The following is a 16,022-nucleotide window of genomic DNA, read 5'->3' on the forward strand; positions in this document are numbered from 1 at the left end:
ATGCGCATCAATCCACCGCCCCGTCTGCGGCAATGCGGTTTTGCTCTGGTAATCGTGATTTGGATTTTAACGCTGCTCAGCCTGATGGCGGGTAGTTTTGCACTGAGCATGCGCCGGGAAAGCAGTGTGGCCGGCGCATTGAAAAATAATGCCCAGGCCCAAGCCTTGGCGGAGACCGGCCTCAGCATCGCCCAATTCATGTTGCAAAATCCCGACCCCGAACAACGTTGGCTGGCGGATGGCACCCTCTACCGCATTGCGCGCAGCGATAGCGAAATCCGCATCAGAATTCTCGCGGAATCCGGCAAGGTCGATATCAACACCGCGGAGGAACCCTTGCTGCAAGCCGTGATCAATTCGATTAGCGACGACAGCAAGCAGCAACAGCAGCTGTTAGACGCCTTGCTCGACTGGCGCGATGCCGACGACGAGCCGCGGCCGCAAGGCGCCGAAAAAAAACAATACCGGCAGGCTGGCCTGGCCTATCAACCCAGCAACCGACCCTTTCAAGCGCTGGAAGAGCTGCAACTGGTACAAGGTTTTACCGCCGATATCTTTGAGCGCTTACAACCTTGGATAACGATTTATTCCGGCGCACCTCAGTTGAACTTAAGGGTAGCGGCGCCGGAATTGTTGCAAATGGTCGGCGAACGGCTGAAGGAACAGAATATTCATGATGTATACTTGGAAAAACGCGTGGCCGACACCTCCCAAACCGGCGATAACCAGAGCGATCAGAGCGATCCCGGATTGGCGGATGCACCACAAACGTATACTATTGAGGTGCAAACACTGCTGGAGGAGGATGAGGCTACCGCCGCTATCGAAGCAGTATTAAAAGTCCAGAACCAAGATCCCAGCCAAGCGCCTTCTCAAATCCTGGATTGGAAACAAGGTCGACAAGTGTTGTCGTTATTCGACCCGGCGAAGGAATCCCAGTTAATTACCGTTCAAGATGAATTTACAAACGACCATTGATTTCGACCTGAAACGTTTTTTCCAGTGGTGGGGGCGAGAGCTGACGTTTTTGGTGCCCAATAAGCTAAAAACCTTATTCAGCGACCAATCCGGCGTATTGGTATTGACTGCCGCCGACACCGCTTTTCAAATCCGCTTTTACAATCACGCCGACCAGTCCAACCCTACGACTTGGCCCCTGGACGCAAATAGTGCCGACAGCTATCAAACGGTCAAGACCCAAAATCCCGATTTTGAAAAAGCCGAATGTATACTGCGGCTGCACGATTCCCAAGCTCTGAAAAAGATCGTCTATTTGCCCGCCGCGGCGCAGGAAAACCTGCAGCAAGTGGTCGGTTTCGAGTTGGATCGCTATACGCCGTTCAAGGCCGAACAAGTCTACTTTACCGCCGTCCCGCTCGGTAAAACCGAGCATGGACAGATTGAAGTATTGCTGGTATTTACACCCAGAACCTTGCTCGACGAGCAGCTCGGCAGATTGCAAACCTTAGGAGTACAGCCCGCTCGGGTGGATTATTCCCAGGCCAGTACTACCTGTCCCGCAACGGCACCAGCGTACAATCTACTCCCGGAACGCTATCGTCCGCGCGGCAATCCGCTGGTTCAAGCCCTGCATTGGCTGCTGAACGGCGTCCTGTTGCTGCTGTTTATGGCTGTGCTGATTTGGCCGGTTTGGCAAGAAGGCCAAACCGTCGACACCTTGAAAAACCAAATCAAAACCCTGGAAAAAGAAACCCGCGTCATTGAGGAAAAGCAACATGAAATCGATGCCTTGCGCCAGCAAACCCAGCGCTTGATCGATGTCAAAACCCAAACGCCTTCTCTGGTAGCGGTATTGAATGAACTCAGCACGCTATTGAAAGACGACAGTTGGTTAACCCACTTTCAATATGCGGAAAAACGCCTGCAGATCCAAGGCCAGTCGCCGGCCGCATCTTCGTTGATCGGCTTGCTGGAAGGCTCCGGCTTTTTCAGTAATGTCAGCTTCGTCTCCCCGTTGACTCAGGATAAAGCGACCGGAAGAGAACGCTTTCAAATCAGCATGGACACCAGCGTACCGCCGGTTTCTACCACTCCGGCTACGGAATCACCCGCAGAAAACAAACCGGGACCAACGGCAACACCGGAAATGGAGCCCATGCAATGAACGATGCACGCTATCAACGCTGGCTGGCGGTATCGCTGCTGATAGTGGTGCTATCGGCAATAACATTTTTAGTCTTGCTGCCCCTGCTGACTAGTTGGCTGGATTATCGGGAACAAAAAAACGATTTGTTGTTTCGTTTACAGCGGCAACAAACCATCGTCGCTCGTCGGGACAGCGTCGCGCAAAATTTGGAACTGTTGAATCAGCAATATCAACAGCAAGGCTACTTGAGCAACAGCGATACCGAAGCGCTGGCGTCGGCCGAACTGCAAAACATCGTCAAAACCGCGGTCACCGAAGCCGGCGGTCAGCTGACCAGTACCCAGGGCATGCCCGGCAGAGCCGAAAACGATTTTGTCAGAATCGCGGTAAAAGTCCGTATGAGCGGCAGCATCGAAGCCTTGCGCACCGTATTGCATAGTTTGGATGCGAACGTACCCTTGCTATTGGTCGATCAACTGGATATTTCGCCGGTACGCGGCGCCCGTAACCGCACCACCAACAAAATGGACCCCAGCGCACAATTGAACGTCAGTTTCGAAGTCATCAGCTTTATGCGAGCCAAAACCTCATGAACCAAAAGCTGATCAGATTGCAATTATTGGGTTGCGGCATACTGAGCATCGCCTTATTGGCAGAATGGGCTTATAGCCGGTTCACCGCTCGGGAATTGCAGAGTCTGCTGGAACCGCGCAGCCAAACTGCATTTCAGGCCGAGGAATTGCCCAGCATTGCCGACAGCAAGAATTCTATAGAAACGTATAGCGAAATCGTCGAGCGGCCCTTATTCATAGAAGGTAGAAAGCCAATAGCCGAAGCCAGCCCGACCGAAAATTTACAAAATGCAGACTCGGGGCAAATCGACGACTGGGCCTTAATCGGGATTTACATCAAGGACAAAAAACCGATAGCGTTGTTTAGCAAACGCAACGAAGCCCGAAAATTTCAAAAAATTAGCGAAGACCAAACCATCGCCGGTTGGCAGCTGAAACAAATACAGGCAGACCGGGTATTGCTGCTACAAGCCGGTCAGGAGAGATCCGTTGTATTGAGAAAACCCCGTGCGCAAGTCAAACCGCCGATACCCGGCAAACCCGCGGTACCGCCTAGACCGCCTCAACCCAATGCCATTGCCAAACCTATCGAACCAGTACCCGATGAAAATCCCGAGAACATCAATGAGAAATAAAAAAATCAACATTCCTCCTATGTTGGCGTTGGCGCTGTCCATGACGGGCTGTGAGTTTATCGGTCCGCAGCTACATCAAAAACTGGCAATTGCCGACAACAAACCCGCCCAGGAAGAGGCCGTGTTGATTCCCGAACTGGCCAACGACGCCAATAAAGCGGCTGAAAATAGAACCACTAAAGTCGAATTGTTTCCCAGCGGCGAAGCCAGTATCGCGCCTCAAGTCAACCATTCCACCGGCGGCAAAACCGGCGGTAAAGGCGAATACAGTCTGAATTTTGACGACGCCGATCTTGGCGAAGTGGCTAAGGTGATACTCAGCGACATCCTCGGCAAAAACTACACCATCAGTCCCCAAGTGGTGGGCAAAGTGACCTTGCAAACATCCAAACCGTTAAGCAAAGACGAATTGATTCCAACCCTGGACATGTTGTTGAGCCTGAACAATGCCGCGCTGACCGAGCAAGCCGGCATGTATTTGATCAAGCCGTCCAACGAAGCCTTATACAGCAGTTCGATCAGCTCGCTATCGGGCGCAAAAATGCCCAACGGCTATCAGGTCAGAATAATTCCGGTAAAAAATGTCGCGGCCGCCGAGTTGGCGGAAATATTAAAGCCGCTGCTGCCGGAAAAGTCTTTATTGCACGTCGACCCGAATCGAAATCTGATCCTGATAGCCGGCTCCGGCACGGAGATTTCCAGAGCATTGGAGGTAGTGAATACCTTCGATGTGGATATTCTAAAAGGCCGTTCCTTCGCGTTGTTTACGCCGGCCAACGTCAGCGCCGGCAAGATCATCGAAGAGCTGGAGGAAATCTTCAACAGCAAAAAAGCCAAGGAGGACGAATCCAGCTTTTTCCGGTTTATCGAGATAGAACGCTTGAATGCGGTATTGGCGATTACCCACCAAGCCAATTATTTGAAGGATATTGAAAATTGGGTGTTACGCCTGGACCGAATCAACACTGCGGCCGCTGGCGGCGTCAATGTCTATCGGGCTCAACACGTCAGCGCGGCGGACTTGGCCGACACCTTGAGCAGTATTTTCGGCAGCGGCGGTACCGGACGCAGCAGTAAAGCGTCTATCGCCTCTGGGCGTAAATCCTTGTCCGCCAGCAATAAAAAATCCGGTAGCAGCAATAATAGCGGCGGCACTGGCGCCACTGGCAGTAGTACCGGCATGAATTCCGGGAGCAACTCCAACAGTGAGCGCACCTTGAGCGACAGAACCAATACCAATCGCAGCACCGGCGGCACCGGCGGCACCGGCGGTGTGGGCGGCAACCTGAGCGGCGGCAATGGCGGGACCGGCGGCAGTAACAGCAATGACATGCCCAACGTTAAAATCATTGCCGACGAAGGTAATAACGCGCTGATCATCGTCGCGACCGCTCAGGAGTATGCGGTGATTCAACGGGTATTGAAACAACTGGATGTGTTACCGTTGCAGGTAATGATTGATGCGACCATTGTAGAAGTGACTCTGAACGACGATCTGAAATATGGATTGCAATGGTATTTTAGTCACAATAATGGGGGAGCAAATCACATAAATGGTGGATCAGCTCAGGGTATAGATTTAATTAACCTGACAACAGAAACTGCAAAAACTCTGTCAACAGGCGGTTTTTCCTATGCGTTCTCCAGCGGATCAAAAGACATACAGGCAGTTTTGAATGCCAGCGCAACGAATAACAATATAAATGTGATCTCATCACCATCGCTCATGGTCCTAAATAATCAGGAAGCCTCTATCAAGGTCGGTGATTCAGTGCCGATTCGGTCATCAGTTTCCAGTAATTTAAGCAGTAGCACCACTGCCGGTATCGTTCAAACTAGCTCTATTCAGATGATAGACACCGGTATTAATCTAGCGGTAAGGCCCAGAGTCAATGCCGGCGGATTAGTACTGATGGACATTTTACAAAGTGTAAATGAAGCGACCGAAACAACAACCAGCAAAACTATCGATTCTCCAACTATACAAAAACGAGAAATCGAGACCAGTGTTGCAGTTCAAAGCGGAGAGACTATCGTCCTTGGAGGTCTTATTAAAGACAAGAACAACTACCTACGTGACGGGGTACCGTTATTGCATGAAATACCCTTAATAGGGCCACTATTTGGAGGTACGACTCGAAATAATGATAAAACCGAACTAGTAGTGTTGCTCACTCCCCGTGTCATGAAAAGCCGTCAAGATGCCAGAGAGATTACCGACGAATTCAAACGAAAATTGTCCGGTATCTATATCCAGCAACCCATGCAAATTGAAGTCGAAACGGTTCAATAGCATCCGACCGACTTTTATCATTAGCCGCCGACCTTGCAGAACTGAATCATGAACCCAATTTCGCCCGAGCGTCTGATTTCCTACTGGTCAACTGCCCAAATCGAAGCCAGCCTGGTGATTTTGATGAACATCGTCGGCGCCTTGTTTTTGGGCATGATTGTCGGCTACGAACGCTCCTACCACGGCCGCGCCGCCGGCATGCGCACCTATGGGCTGGTGTGCATGGCGTCCGCGGCGGTAACGGTGATCGTGGGCTATCCGCAGTTCTGGTTCGGCGGCTTATTGCCGCTCACTGCTACCGCGGACCCCACGCGAGTAATTCAAGGCATCGTCACCGGTATCGGATTCCTAGGTGCCGGTGTCATTATGAAGGAAGGTCTGAATATCAGCGGTCTGACTACGGCCGCTTCGATTTGGGCATCGTCCGCGATTGGCATCTTGTGCGGCGCCGGATTTTATTTTGCCGCGATCATGTTATCGCTGATTGCGTCGGCAACCATGATCTGGGGCGGACAAATCGAAGCAATATTACCTTCGCGTCATGCTGCCGCGGTCATTTTGCATTTTCAACCGGGCTATCACCCCGAGCAGTCTAAAATCGAAGAGCTGGCGCGCGCTTGCGGTTATCGCTTGGCGGTCGGCTCCATCACAGTCATCAGCGAGAAGAGTCAAGAAGAGTGGCATCTGGTATTTATCGCGACCGGCAGCCAGAAAATATCAATACCCGACATAGCGGAAAGTTTGGAACGCTGCGACTTTTTAAGTGGCTATCAGGTCGCATTCGCGCGCAACTAAAGCCGGTTTGTCAGCATCCGCAACGGGTGCGGAAGCAGGAGTAAGTAGCATACCCCCGCTTCCGAAATCGGATTTTTATACCCCAATGCCAGTTGCCGGCTCTATTCCAATACGTTTTTCACACATTGCCTGGCAAAAGTATCAATAGACAGGGTATCGCTTAAGTACTGGCTGAATAAACCGTTTATATCGACCGGGTTCAAATACACATACACGCCGCATCCGGTCAACGCGATAAATTGCTGACTCAGGGTTTCGATGAACAGGGTACGCGTGTTGCTGAGTTGTTTGATTTCGTTTGGCGTTTTCATGACATTCACCTGCTTGCTGGATAAACCCAACTATCAATCAGCAGAATCCGCGCCAATTTCATTATCTAATGGTTATTCAACATATTGAAAACAAACGAACAATGAATTACTTTTCAATGTTTTCGCAGTCTGGCTTTTCTGTCAGAAAAACTGCCAGATTTGTCACAATTCCGGCAGGTTTAATCTCACGTATAAGACGCTTTGGGGATGAGTGGCATGATGATCGCAGCTTGCTACTATCCGAAGCTCAGGCAATGTTCCGCTAACTTTACCCAGTAAGTCGCGCCCAGCGGCAAAATATCGTCGTTAAAGTCGTAACTGGTGTTATGCAGGGTACAAGGCCCGGCGCCATGACCTGGAATCCGATGTTCACCGGAACCGTTGCCAATAAAACAATAGCTGCCCGGTAACTTTTGCAACATAAACGCAAAGTCCTCCGCGCCCATTGTGGCTTTTTGCTCCAGCACCTGCTGTTCGCCAACGATAGCGCTCATTACACGCCGAGACACTTCGGCAGGCTGGCCATGATTAACCGTGGCCGGATAGCGACGATTGAATTCAAAATTGCATGTCACGCCATGTGCCATACAGGTATACAGTGAAATTTCCCGCATGCGGGTTTCGATCAAATCCAACATTTGATCGGAAAACGTGCGCACCGTACCGGCCAGTTCGCAGGTATCGGCAATAATGTTCGTAGCGTCGCCGACATGCACCGTAGTCACCGAAATCAACCCGGTATCCAACGGATTCGCGTTGCGCGTCAAGATTGTTTGCAACGCCAAGATAAGTTGCGCCGCTACCGGCACCGGGTCCAGACCAAGATGCGGGAGAGCCGCATGACAGCCTTTCCCGCGGATGACGATGCGAAAGGTATTCAAAGACGCCATAACCGGTCCAGGGCTAACGGCAAATTGTCCAGCAGGCAGCTCGGGCCAATTGTGCATACCGTAAACCGCTTGCATCGGAAACAATTCGAACAGGCCATCCTTAATCATCTCGTCGGCGCCGCCACCGCCCTCTTCCGCCGGTTGGAATATCAAATATACGGTGCCGTCAAAATCACGCCGGGTTGCCAAATATTGCGCTGCGGCCAATAGCATGGCGGTGTGGCCGTCATGGCCGCAACCGTGCATTTTGCCGGGATGCCGAGAGGCATGCGCAAAACTGTTTTGCTCATACATCGGCAAGGCATCCATATCGGCGCGTAAGCCAATTGCTCGACCGGAACTACCGGCCTTGATAATCCCCACGACACCTGTTTTACCCAGGCCACGATGAATAGGAATGCCCCACTCGCTGAGTTTTTCGGCAACCAAATCAGAAGTACGCAGCTCCTGGAAACACAGCTCCGGATAGGCATGGATATCGCGCCGCAGGTCGCGAATAGCGCCAATATTGGCCGCTATCTCGGGTATTAGGTTGGCCTTCAGAATAGCCGGATCAATTGAATCGGCAGCGATGTTGATCATATCTTAAGATGTTACGGTTGCTGTCAAAAAAGACTAGGCGGCATCGACTTTGCGCAGTTTTTCCACCAATGTCGTCCTACGCATATTCAAAAGCTTGGCGGCATGGGCCACTACGCCGTTACACTCCTCCAATGCCTGACGAATCAATTCGTTTTCAAGATCGGTCAAGTATTCCTTTAAGTCTATGCCCTGTTCCGGCAAATGGATCGCGGCGGCCGTTCCCGGTGACGGCATCGCCAATGCCTCCCGCTCTGCCGGCCGCACGATATGAATATCTTGCTCCGGCAGTGAAACCTGTAGTCCTTCAGGTACTTCGTAGGCCTGAAATTTTTCCGGCAAATCGCCGACATCGACACTAGCGTCCGGACTAATGATGGCCAAGCGTTCGATCAAATTCGACAGCTCACGCACGTTACCAGGCCAAGTATGTTGCATTAAGGTTGCAACCGCTCGAGGCAGTAAGCGCACCGTTCCGCGGTTAGCCGCCTCCATGCGGGCGACCAGATCGTTGATCAGATAGGGAATGTCTTCCGCTCTTTCCCGTAGGGCCGGCACTTCAATTGGAAACACATTCAGACGATAAAATAAATCCTCGCGAAACCGCTTTTCGGCAATTTCCTGCTCCAAATGCCGATGCGTCGCCGCAATAATACGGACATCGCAATGAATGGTCTTATTGCTGCCGACCCGCTCGAAGGTTCGTTCTTGCAGAACCCTTAGTAACTTCACTTGCATCGGCATCGGCATATCGCCGATTTCATCCAGAAACAAGGTGCCGCCTTCCGCCATTTCAAAGCGGCCCTGGCGCGACGACAAAGCACCGGTAAACGCGCCTTTTTCATGTCCGAATAATTCACTCTCCAGAAGTTCGCCCGGAATAGCGCCGCAATTGACCGGCACAAAAGGCCTGTCTCTGCGCGAAGAGGCGCGATGCAGCGCCTGGGCCACCACTTCCTTGCCGGTGCCTGACTCACCCAAAATAAGCACCGTAGCGTCGGATTTGGCAACTTGATCAATCTGGGACCGGGTTTTCTGGATGGCTTTACTTTTTCCCGCTAATCCCTTGTCCGGCAAAGACTTCTTCGCGGTTTGCGTCGGCTGAGGCAAACTGTCGAGCAATTGAATCAATTGCGAATAGACGGTCGGCCACTCCAGGGTTTTATCGACCATTTGCTGAATGGCGCTAACGACTTGTGGCGCACCGCTTTCCAGCAATAAAACCACCGGAATATCACCCGCGCTTTCCGATACCGTTTTGATCAGGCTGGCTTGTTTTTCGCCGCCACCGCCGACAAACACCGCGCCGAGATTCTCGTTACCCTGGAGCGCGACCTCAAAATTGCCGGTGGCGACCGTTTCAACGCGATATTCTAAAAACTGGAGTACGCACTCCACTTGTTGAATGCGGTTGGTGTTGTCATCAATCAGCAAAATTTCTGGCAAAGCCATGCGTGTATTCTCTGCAAACTACGTGTTAAGTCGGAAGGATATTGCTAATTTTTAAGTTAAGCATCGAATCCGGTTATTGTCAAAATCGCTCCATTTCAAGCTATTGCATAGTTTAGTTCATGTTGTTTACATAGAATAATTAATAAGGGCTGCTATTTTGTAACTTGACAAAATTTCCGCAACATAGAAACTAGCCGGATGTTAAACAACTAAGAGCATTGCTGCTTTGAACGACATCTCTCTGAGTATACTGTTCGGTATACTAGCGGCGTTACTGATACTTTCCGCTTTTTTTTCCGGTTCCGAGACAGCTTTGATGACGCTGAACCGTTATCGGTTGCAGCATTTGGTCAAAAAAAATCATAAGGGTGCCATCAAGGCCCATCAACTTCTAAAAAGGCCGGATCGTTTGATAGGCCTGATTTTACTTGGCAACAACTTTGTCAATATTCTAGCCTCATCGTTAACGACGCTAATCGCAATCCGGATTGGCGGCGATAACGCAATAGCACCAGCGACCGCTTTGCTGACTATCGGCATGCTGGTTTTTTCGGAAGTAACGCCAAAAACCCTAGGAGCACTTAGACCGGAATTACTGGCGTTTCTATCGTCCTGGGTCTATATCCCCTTGTTGAAAGTCTTTTATCCCTTGGTATGGGCCATTAACTCCATATCCAGTTTGTTACTATGGATATTAGGTATCAAAAGCACCAATAGCCCTACTGTCGAATCACTCAACAAGGACGAGCTAAAAAGCATTGTGTCGGAAGCGAATCATCTGATGCCTGCGCGTTACCAAAACATGCTGCTGAGCATTCTGGATCTGGAATCTGCGAGCGTTAGCGATATCATGACTCATCGTAACGACATCGTCGGTATCGATCTGGAAGAATCGGTTGCGGATATTATTAAACAATTGCAAAACAGTCCGCATACTCGGCTGCCGGTGTACAAAAAAAACATAGATCGAGTTATCGGATTTCTACATTTACGAACAATTTTGTCGCAGATTAGTCAACCGGATTTCGATAAACAGAATATCACCAATAGTCTATCCAAGCCCTTCTTCATTCCTGCCAGCACTTCCATTCACAAACAAATGCAAATCTTTAAGGCTGAAAAACTGCGTATAGGCCTGGTAGTCGACGAATATGGCGATGTTCAGGGTTTGGTGACGCTTGACGACTTATTGCAGGAAATTGTCGGTGAATTGGTGTCCGAAGAACCAAATATAAAGATGCAGAAAGACGGCAGTTATCTGGTGGACGCTGGCGTAACCATTCGCGAACTTAATCGCATCACGCACTGGGATTTACCAACCGAGGGTCCAAAAACCCTCAACGGTTTGGTTATAGAATACATGGAAACCATTCCGGAGCCAGGCACTAGCGTCAAACTACACGGACACGTGATCGAAATAATAAAGCGCGACGAAAACGCCATTAAACTTATAAAATTCAATCCTAAACGCTAAGGGTCATTTTTTTGGCAAAAAAAAGGCGGTTATTAAAATAACCGCCTTGAAGCAATAGGAAGAAATATAACGCAACTTTTAGCTGTCAAACAAAACGAAAAAGTTAGGCTAATAATAATTGGTCAAATCACAAATTAAAATGTGGCATATTGTCGCAGCCTGTGCAGGAGTCAATTCGAGTTATCGCTCACCGACTATTCATCACCTCAACCAGCCTTTGCGTTTAAAGAAAATAAACGGCAGCAACACCGAAACAGTCATCAATCCCAATGCAAAAGGATAACCAAGCATCCATTTTAATTCGGGCATATAGTCAAAATTCATCCCATAAATACTGGCAATCAATGTTGGCGGCAGCATCGCCACCGAAGCAACCGAGAAAATTTTGATCACCTTGTTCTGGTTGATGTTAATGAACCCGACTGTCGCATCCATCAAAAAGTTAATTTTATCGAATAAGAAAGCGGTGTGGCTGTTCAAGGACTCGATGTCGCGCAGGATTTGCTGAGCATCTTCCAATTGCGTGGCATTGAGCAATTTACGTCGAATCAAAAACGATACCGCGCGCTGTGTGTCCAGCATATTTCGGCGGATTCGGCCATTCAAGTCCTCTTCCTCCGCGATATCGGTCAGAATATCCGCGGCCTCTTCATCGCTAATATCCTGGCTCAATACTTTTTTGCTGACGATTTCCAATTGCTCGTAAATATTCTCTAACGCATCGGCGGAATATTCCGCCTCGGCACCGTATAAATCCAGCAACATATCTTTGCAATCCGAAACGAAACCCGGCTGGGTACGTGCCCGCAAACGCTGTAAACGAAACACGGGCAATTCTTCGCTACGCACCGAAAATAGCATATCGCCGCGCAACACAAACGCCACCGACACACTGCGCGACTTACCTTCGCGATCCAGTAGAAAATCCGAATGAATATGAATTTCATACTGATCCTCGACATAGAACCGCGCGCTAGCCTCCAAATCGGTTAGATCCGACGGATCGGGTAACTCTAAGCCGTAATGTTGCCCTATAAGCAAGCGCTGCGCCTTACTGGGCGCCAGCAAATCGATCCAGATCGGCTTGATTGCATATAAATCGTGCCGGCATGTAATCGCCACTTTGGATAAACGGCCTTCGACCAACTCAAAGGCACTCATCTGACCGACACCACAGTGCGGTTCGCGATCGCCCACCAGCTGTTCTCGTAGCGCATCGGAGAGCTCCCAAAGCACGTGATCCTGTCTGGCTTCCTCGACTTGCTCCCAAACCAGGAGCGCGTCCTCCAACTCCAGTGTATGCAGTATTTGCCCGATTTCGATAGCGCTCAGCTTCGCCAACACGCTACGAAGCTCGACCATGTGCTGCTTCTGTACCAAGGCTGTGATCAGCTTACGCCGAGGCATCGCCTGATTATTCAGCATGCCTTCGACAAGCTTATGTTTTTTCAACAGATCGTTGACTGTTTGTAGAGACAAGAACAACTCCGGAATAAAGTAAGCACCAAAACTGTTATTCGGCGGTTATAAAACGGCTAACTTTAAACCAAAACGCTGCCAAAAAAGCCTGTCGCCGTTCTTTGCTGAACGACGAACTTCAGTAAATTAGACAACTACAGTTAATTTTGATGACGCATCAATCGTAATATTCGTGTAAATCACCCGTTAAAACAGATAATCAACAATTTATAACGATCGGCAAACCTCGCGCTGATAGGCGAGGCTCGCCAACCAATCAGCACTAAATTCGGCCGTATTGATCTTCGAAACGCACGATGTCGTCTTCACCGAGATAACTGCCGGATTGAACTTCAACCATTTCCAGTGGAATAACGCCCGGATTTTCCAGACTGTGCACAACTCCTAACGGAATATAAATCGACTCGTTCTCCGTGACCAAAATTTTATCGCCGTTTTTATCGACCCACGCAGTACCTTTCACAACCACCCAATGTTCGGCACGGTGATGGTGCTTCTGTACCGACAATTTGGCGCCCGGCTTCACAACAATACGCTTGGTTTGATGACGATCGCCGCTATCGACCAAATCGTAGTATCCCCAGGGCCGATAGACTTTTCGATGCACGTTGGCTTCACTGCGTTTTAATTTTTTCAGTTGATCGACCACTTCCTTGACATCCTGCACTCTGTCCTTGGCGGCGATCATGACTGCATCGTCGGTTTCGACCACCACCAAATTTTCCACTCCAATTACGGCCACTAACTTGTTGGCGGAGTGAATGAAAGAATTACGCGTATCTACCGTCAGCACATCACCCTTAATGGCATTGCCGGCAGCGTCTTTTTCGGTCACGTCCCAAAGCGCCGACCAGGAGCCGACATCGTTCCACTCAGCATCTAAAGGAATGACCACCGCTTTATCGGTTTTCTCCATCACCGCATAATCGATGGAATCGGAAGGACAAGTCGAAAATATCTCCTTATCCAAGCGAACAAAATCCAAATCAGGCTTTGCCGCACTTAAAGCCGCTCGGCAGACCGCAAGCATTTGCGGGTTAAATTTTTCCAATTCGCGCAGGAAACACCCGGATTTAAAGGCAAACATGCCGCTGTTCCAAAAATACTCGCCACTGTCCAGATAAGCTTGCGCGGTCTGTAAATCCGGCTTTTCGACAAAGGCCGCTACCTGATATGCCGCACCATGACGAGTATCGCCGCGTTTGATGTAGCCGTAGCCGGTTTCCGGTTCGGTCGCCACAATGCCGAAAGTCACCAGCAAATCCTGTTCGGCCAGTTGCCGCGCAGCAATTACGGCCTGATGAAAGGCGGCACGATTACCGACAACATGATCGGCGGGCAAGATCAGCAACACATCATCTTCCGAACTGGCGCTCAATGCCGCCATTGCAACCGCCGGCGCGGTATTCTTGCCCACCGGTTCCAGAATAATCGCTGCCGGCTTTACGCCGATTTCGCGCATTTGCTCCGCAAGCATAAACCGGTGATCTTCGTTGCAAACCGCGATCGGCGCTTGCAATCCGGCAATGCCATCGAGCCTTAATATGGTTTCCTGAAGCATCGTATTGCCGGAAACCAACGGTAAAAATTGCTTGGGATACTGGCCACGAGATAATGGCCATAGCCGAGTTCCTGAACCACCTGATAAAACTACCGGGATCATAATGTCGTTTTCCTTACGGGCTAAAAATAAAAGTTGGATTAGTCTAACATCAGGGCAACAGCCAGCGTCAAGCCCTTACCTACCGGCATATTTTGCCGAGTATGTAAGGCCAGGGCTTTCATTAAATTGACATATTAGCTTGCTCCGAATTTTTTCCGGTGCTGAATCTTTAAAAATCGCCGGCAATCGACGCTTGGCTCGTTTGCCCGCTGCCACCGCTAACTACAGCAAGCCTCTGCGAATTTCCTCAATTTTTGCCTGACCGTATCGTGATCTTCATTCTTTATATCGGTGAACAACACCACCAGCAATTCCGGTGACGCGTCGCCGGACAAACGTTTCAACAATTGCCACCATTTGGCTACATACGCATTAGCTGTACTTTTGTCGCCGACGCGAAACCATCGCAGGACCAATAAAGCCCGCTGTGAACTGTCCAATACAGACTCTTCAACCTCACCAAGCGAATTGAGCGTATCGTTTAGTTCGACGATATTGTCTTGGGCTATCCGCCACACTTTGTGCTTTTGCGGCACCAAATAATTTTGCGAGTTAACCAATTCACCACCCTGAGTTTCGTCGCCGAAATTCGCAAAATACATCCCCACCACTGTTTGACCATCGGTCAAATAGGTTTTTGCGTCGGCTACGACGCCCTGAAAGCCGGGTTCCCACCCCCAATCCGGCGCAATCGCCAACTGCCATTCCGGCAAAGCCGGCTGGCTAAAGCGCGCGGGCACTTCTACATGAACTGCTTGCATTGCCGATAATCCTTGAGAAGCAAAGGGCCAAATCGAAACACATAGGATTGTCGCCGCGAGCGCCGGCCAATAATACTTGTAGCCAATTTTGGAATCCGCCCCCTTGGCTTCTAGCGTTGAGTCGATCGTTGGAACAGATACCAATTGATCTTCCTTATCGTGCCAAAAAGAACCCACGTAGAACAAGGCAAACATGACCAAGCCGAAAAACACCCATCCATAGACGATATGATCGACACCCGCCGCCAATTTCATATTACTAAAATGGCCGATCATCACTATTAAATATGCGCGCAGGCCATTCGCTAAAATGGGAACTAAAAAAGAAGCTGCAATAAATATGCTGCGCTTTTTGTAACTGCTGAAGTTCAAATAAGCGTATACCGTGCCCAAGGTCAGCGAGGAAATCAAATAACGTAAGCCGCTGCAGCCCTCGACTACAGACCAGTTGCCCGACGTCAGGGTAAAAAACAAGCCTTCGCGATAAACACTCATGCCCGTCAAACGGATTAAACCGACCACAAAGTTAGCGGTATACTCCATCAAAGGCGGGATGAAGGCCTCCCCAAACGGTACCATCAAAAATAAAAACAGCGTCGGAAATAACATTTGCGCGATAACGTGGCTGCCTAACACTGCCCAGAAACCGCAGACTAAAACGCCGACCGCCGCCCATTGTTGAATCACCAACACGTGAACCAGATCGGCAATCAACCAAACGAATCCGCAAGCGACAATAAACAGCAAGCCGGCTTTACTGAAGGCAGGCTGCAATTCTCGATAATTGTTCCGGCGCAGCCAAATCAACCAAAAACTAACCGGTGCCACCAAAAAACCATGCGCAAAGGTCTCCGATCGAGACCAAATCGCTACAATAGACTCCCATGTCTGATAAAAAACTGCTATCGAAACCAACGTAACCAATAACACGGCCGCAAACGGTTTCCGCCATTGTTCCGGCAGCTCCAGCGTTTTTAACATCTTCTTTCCTCTGTAATTAAACAACCTTGC

13 protein-coding genes are annotated in these 16,022 nt (G+C 49.8%); 7 read left to right on the top strand and 6 right to left on the bottom strand.

Annotated elements, in window-relative coordinates; all coding sequences use genetic code 11:
• Genes ACH50O_RS09285 through ACH50O_RS09310 form a run of 6 tightly spaced genes read left to right on the top strand, consistent with a single transcriptional unit; the run spans position 1 to position 6,402 of the window.
• On the top strand, positions 1-978 hold the full coding sequence (locus tag ACH50O_RS09285) for a general secretion pathway protein GspK (protein WP_446811735.1): 978 nt from the start codon (positions 1-3) through the stop codon (positions 976-978).
• Positions 956-2,125, top strand: a complete 1,170-nt coding sequence (locus ACH50O_RS09290; protein WP_446811736.1) for a PilN domain-containing protein — start codon at positions 956-958, stop codon at positions 2,123-2,125. The genes ACH50O_RS09285 and ACH50O_RS09290 overlap by 23 nt, the downstream gene beginning before the upstream one ends.
• Complete coding sequence (gene gspM / locus ACH50O_RS09295; protein WP_446811737.1) at positions 2,122-2,700, top strand: type II secretion system protein GspM; 579 nt, start codon at positions 2,122-2,124, stop codon at positions 2,698-2,700. The genes ACH50O_RS09290 and gspM overlap by 4 nt, the downstream gene beginning before the upstream one ends.
• Positions 2,697-3,314: a hypothetical protein gene (locus ACH50O_RS09300; protein WP_446811738.1), complete on the top strand. Its 618-nt coding sequence runs from the start codon at positions 2,697-2,699 to the stop codon at positions 3,312-3,314. The genes gspM and ACH50O_RS09300 overlap by 4 nt, the downstream gene beginning before the upstream one ends.
• Positions 3,304-5,607, top strand: coding sequence for a type II secretion system secretin GspD (gene gspD, locus ACH50O_RS09305; protein WP_446811739.1), 2,304 nt, complete (start codon positions 3,304-3,306; stop codon positions 5,605-5,607). The genes ACH50O_RS09300 and gspD overlap by 11 nt, the downstream gene beginning before the upstream one ends.
• A gap of 48 nt (positions 5,608-5,655) precedes the next feature.
• The gene (locus ACH50O_RS09310; RefSeq protein ID WP_446811740.1) at positions 5,656-6,402 is read left to right on the top strand and encodes an MgtC/SapB family protein; all 747 of its coding nucleotides are present in this window, start codon (positions 5,656-5,658) and stop codon (positions 6,400-6,402) included.
• Positions 6,403-6,503: 101 nt separating this feature from the next.
• Here the strand turns inward: ACH50O_RS09310 and ACH50O_RS09315 are convergent, their stop codons facing one another.
• The 3 genes from ACH50O_RS09315 to ACH50O_RS09325 form a co-directional block, all read right to left on the bottom strand.
• Positions 6,504-6,713: a hypothetical protein gene (locus ACH50O_RS09315; protein ID WP_446811741.1), complete on the bottom strand. Its 210-nt coding sequence runs from the start codon at positions 6,711-6,713 to the stop codon at positions 6,504-6,506.
• A gap of 236 nt (positions 6,714-6,949) precedes the next feature.
• Positions 6,950-8,185: a M20 aminoacylase family protein gene (locus ACH50O_RS09320; protein WP_446811742.1), complete on the bottom strand. Its 1,236-nt coding sequence runs from the start codon at positions 8,183-8,185 to the stop codon at positions 6,950-6,952.
• A 33-nt stretch (positions 8,186-8,218) separates the two neighbouring features.
• Positions 8,219-9,634 (bottom strand): sigma-54 dependent transcriptional regulator, encoded by a 1,416-nt coding sequence (locus ACH50O_RS09325; protein ID WP_446811743.1) that lies wholly within the window; start codon positions 9,632-9,634, stop codon positions 8,219-8,221.
• A 226-nt stretch (positions 9,635-9,860) separates the two neighbouring features.
• On the opposite strand from ACH50O_RS09325, the gene ACH50O_RS09330 reads away from it, so the two are divergent.
• The gene (locus ACH50O_RS09330) at positions 9,861-11,108 is read left to right on the top strand and encodes an HlyC/CorC family transporter (RefSeq protein ID WP_446811744.1); all 1,248 of its coding nucleotides are present in this window, start codon (positions 9,861-9,863) and stop codon (positions 11,106-11,108) included.
• Between the two features lie 201 nt (positions 11,109-11,309).
• Here the strand turns inward: ACH50O_RS09330 and corA are convergent, their stop codons facing one another.
• The 3 genes from corA to xrtA all read right to left on the bottom strand — a co-directional run bounded on the left by corA (position 11,310) and on the right by xrtA (position 15,992).
• Entirely contained in the window at positions 11,310-12,587 is a 1,278-nt protein-coding gene (gene corA, locus ACH50O_RS09335; RefSeq protein WP_446811745.1) for a magnesium/cobalt transporter CorA, read from the bottom strand.
• Positions 12,588-12,849: 262 nt separating this feature from the next.
• Positions 12,850-14,250, bottom strand: coding sequence for a mannose-1-phosphate guanylyltransferase/mannose-6-phosphate isomerase (locus tag ACH50O_RS09340; protein WP_446811746.1), 1,401 nt, complete (start codon positions 14,248-14,250; stop codon positions 12,850-12,852).
• Positions 14,251-14,468: 218 nt separating this feature from the next.
• Positions 14,469-15,992 (bottom strand): exosortase A, encoded by a 1,524-nt coding sequence (xrtA, locus tag ACH50O_RS09345; RefSeq protein ID WP_446811747.1) that lies wholly within the window; start codon positions 15,990-15,992, stop codon positions 14,469-14,471.
• Positions 15,993-16,022 lie beyond the last annotated feature (30 nt).

The sequence above is a fragment of the Methylomonas sp. 2BW1-5-20 genome (genome assembly GCF_052474515.1).

Bases quoted from the DNA above. Each gene is read 5' to 3' on its own strand.
- ACH50O_RS09285 (WP_446811735.1), top strand. From the start codon at position 1: ATGCGCATCAATCCACCGCCCCGTCTGCGGCAATGCGGTTTTGCTCTG.
- ACH50O_RS09290 (WP_446811736.1), top strand. From the start codon at position 956: ATGAATTTACAAACGACCATTGATTTCGACCTGAAACGTTTTTTCCAG.
- gspM (WP_446811737.1), top strand. From the start codon at position 2,122: ATGAACGATGCACGCTATCAACGCTGGCTGGCGGTATCGCTGCTGATA.
- ACH50O_RS09300 (WP_446811738.1), top strand. From the start codon at position 2,697: ATGAACCAAAAGCTGATCAGATTGCAATTATTGGGTTGCGGCATACTG.
- gspD (WP_446811739.1), top strand. From the start codon at position 3,304: ATGAGAAATAAAAAAATCAACATTCCTCCTATGTTGGCGTTGGCGCTG.
- ACH50O_RS09310 (WP_446811740.1), top strand. From the start codon at position 5,656: ATGAACCCAATTTCGCCCGAGCGTCTGATTTCCTACTGGTCAACTGCC.
- ACH50O_RS09315 (WP_446811741.1), bottom strand. From the start codon at position 6,713: ATGAAAACGCCAAACGAAATCAAACAACTCAGCAACACGCGTACCCTG.
- ACH50O_RS09320 (WP_446811742.1), bottom strand. From the start codon at position 8,185: ATGATCAACATCGCTGCCGATTCAATTGATCCGGCTATTCTGAAGGCC.
- ACH50O_RS09325 (WP_446811743.1), bottom strand. From the start codon at position 9,634: ATGGCTTTGCCAGAAATTTTGCTGATTGATGACAACACCAACCGCATT.
- ACH50O_RS09340 (WP_446811746.1), bottom strand. From the start codon at position 14,250: ATGATCCCGGTAGTTTTATCAGGTGGTTCAGGAACTCGGCTATGGCCA.
- xrtA (WP_446811747.1), bottom strand. From the start codon at position 15,992: ATGTTAAAAACGCTGGAGCTGCCGGAACAATGGCGGAAACCGTTTGCG.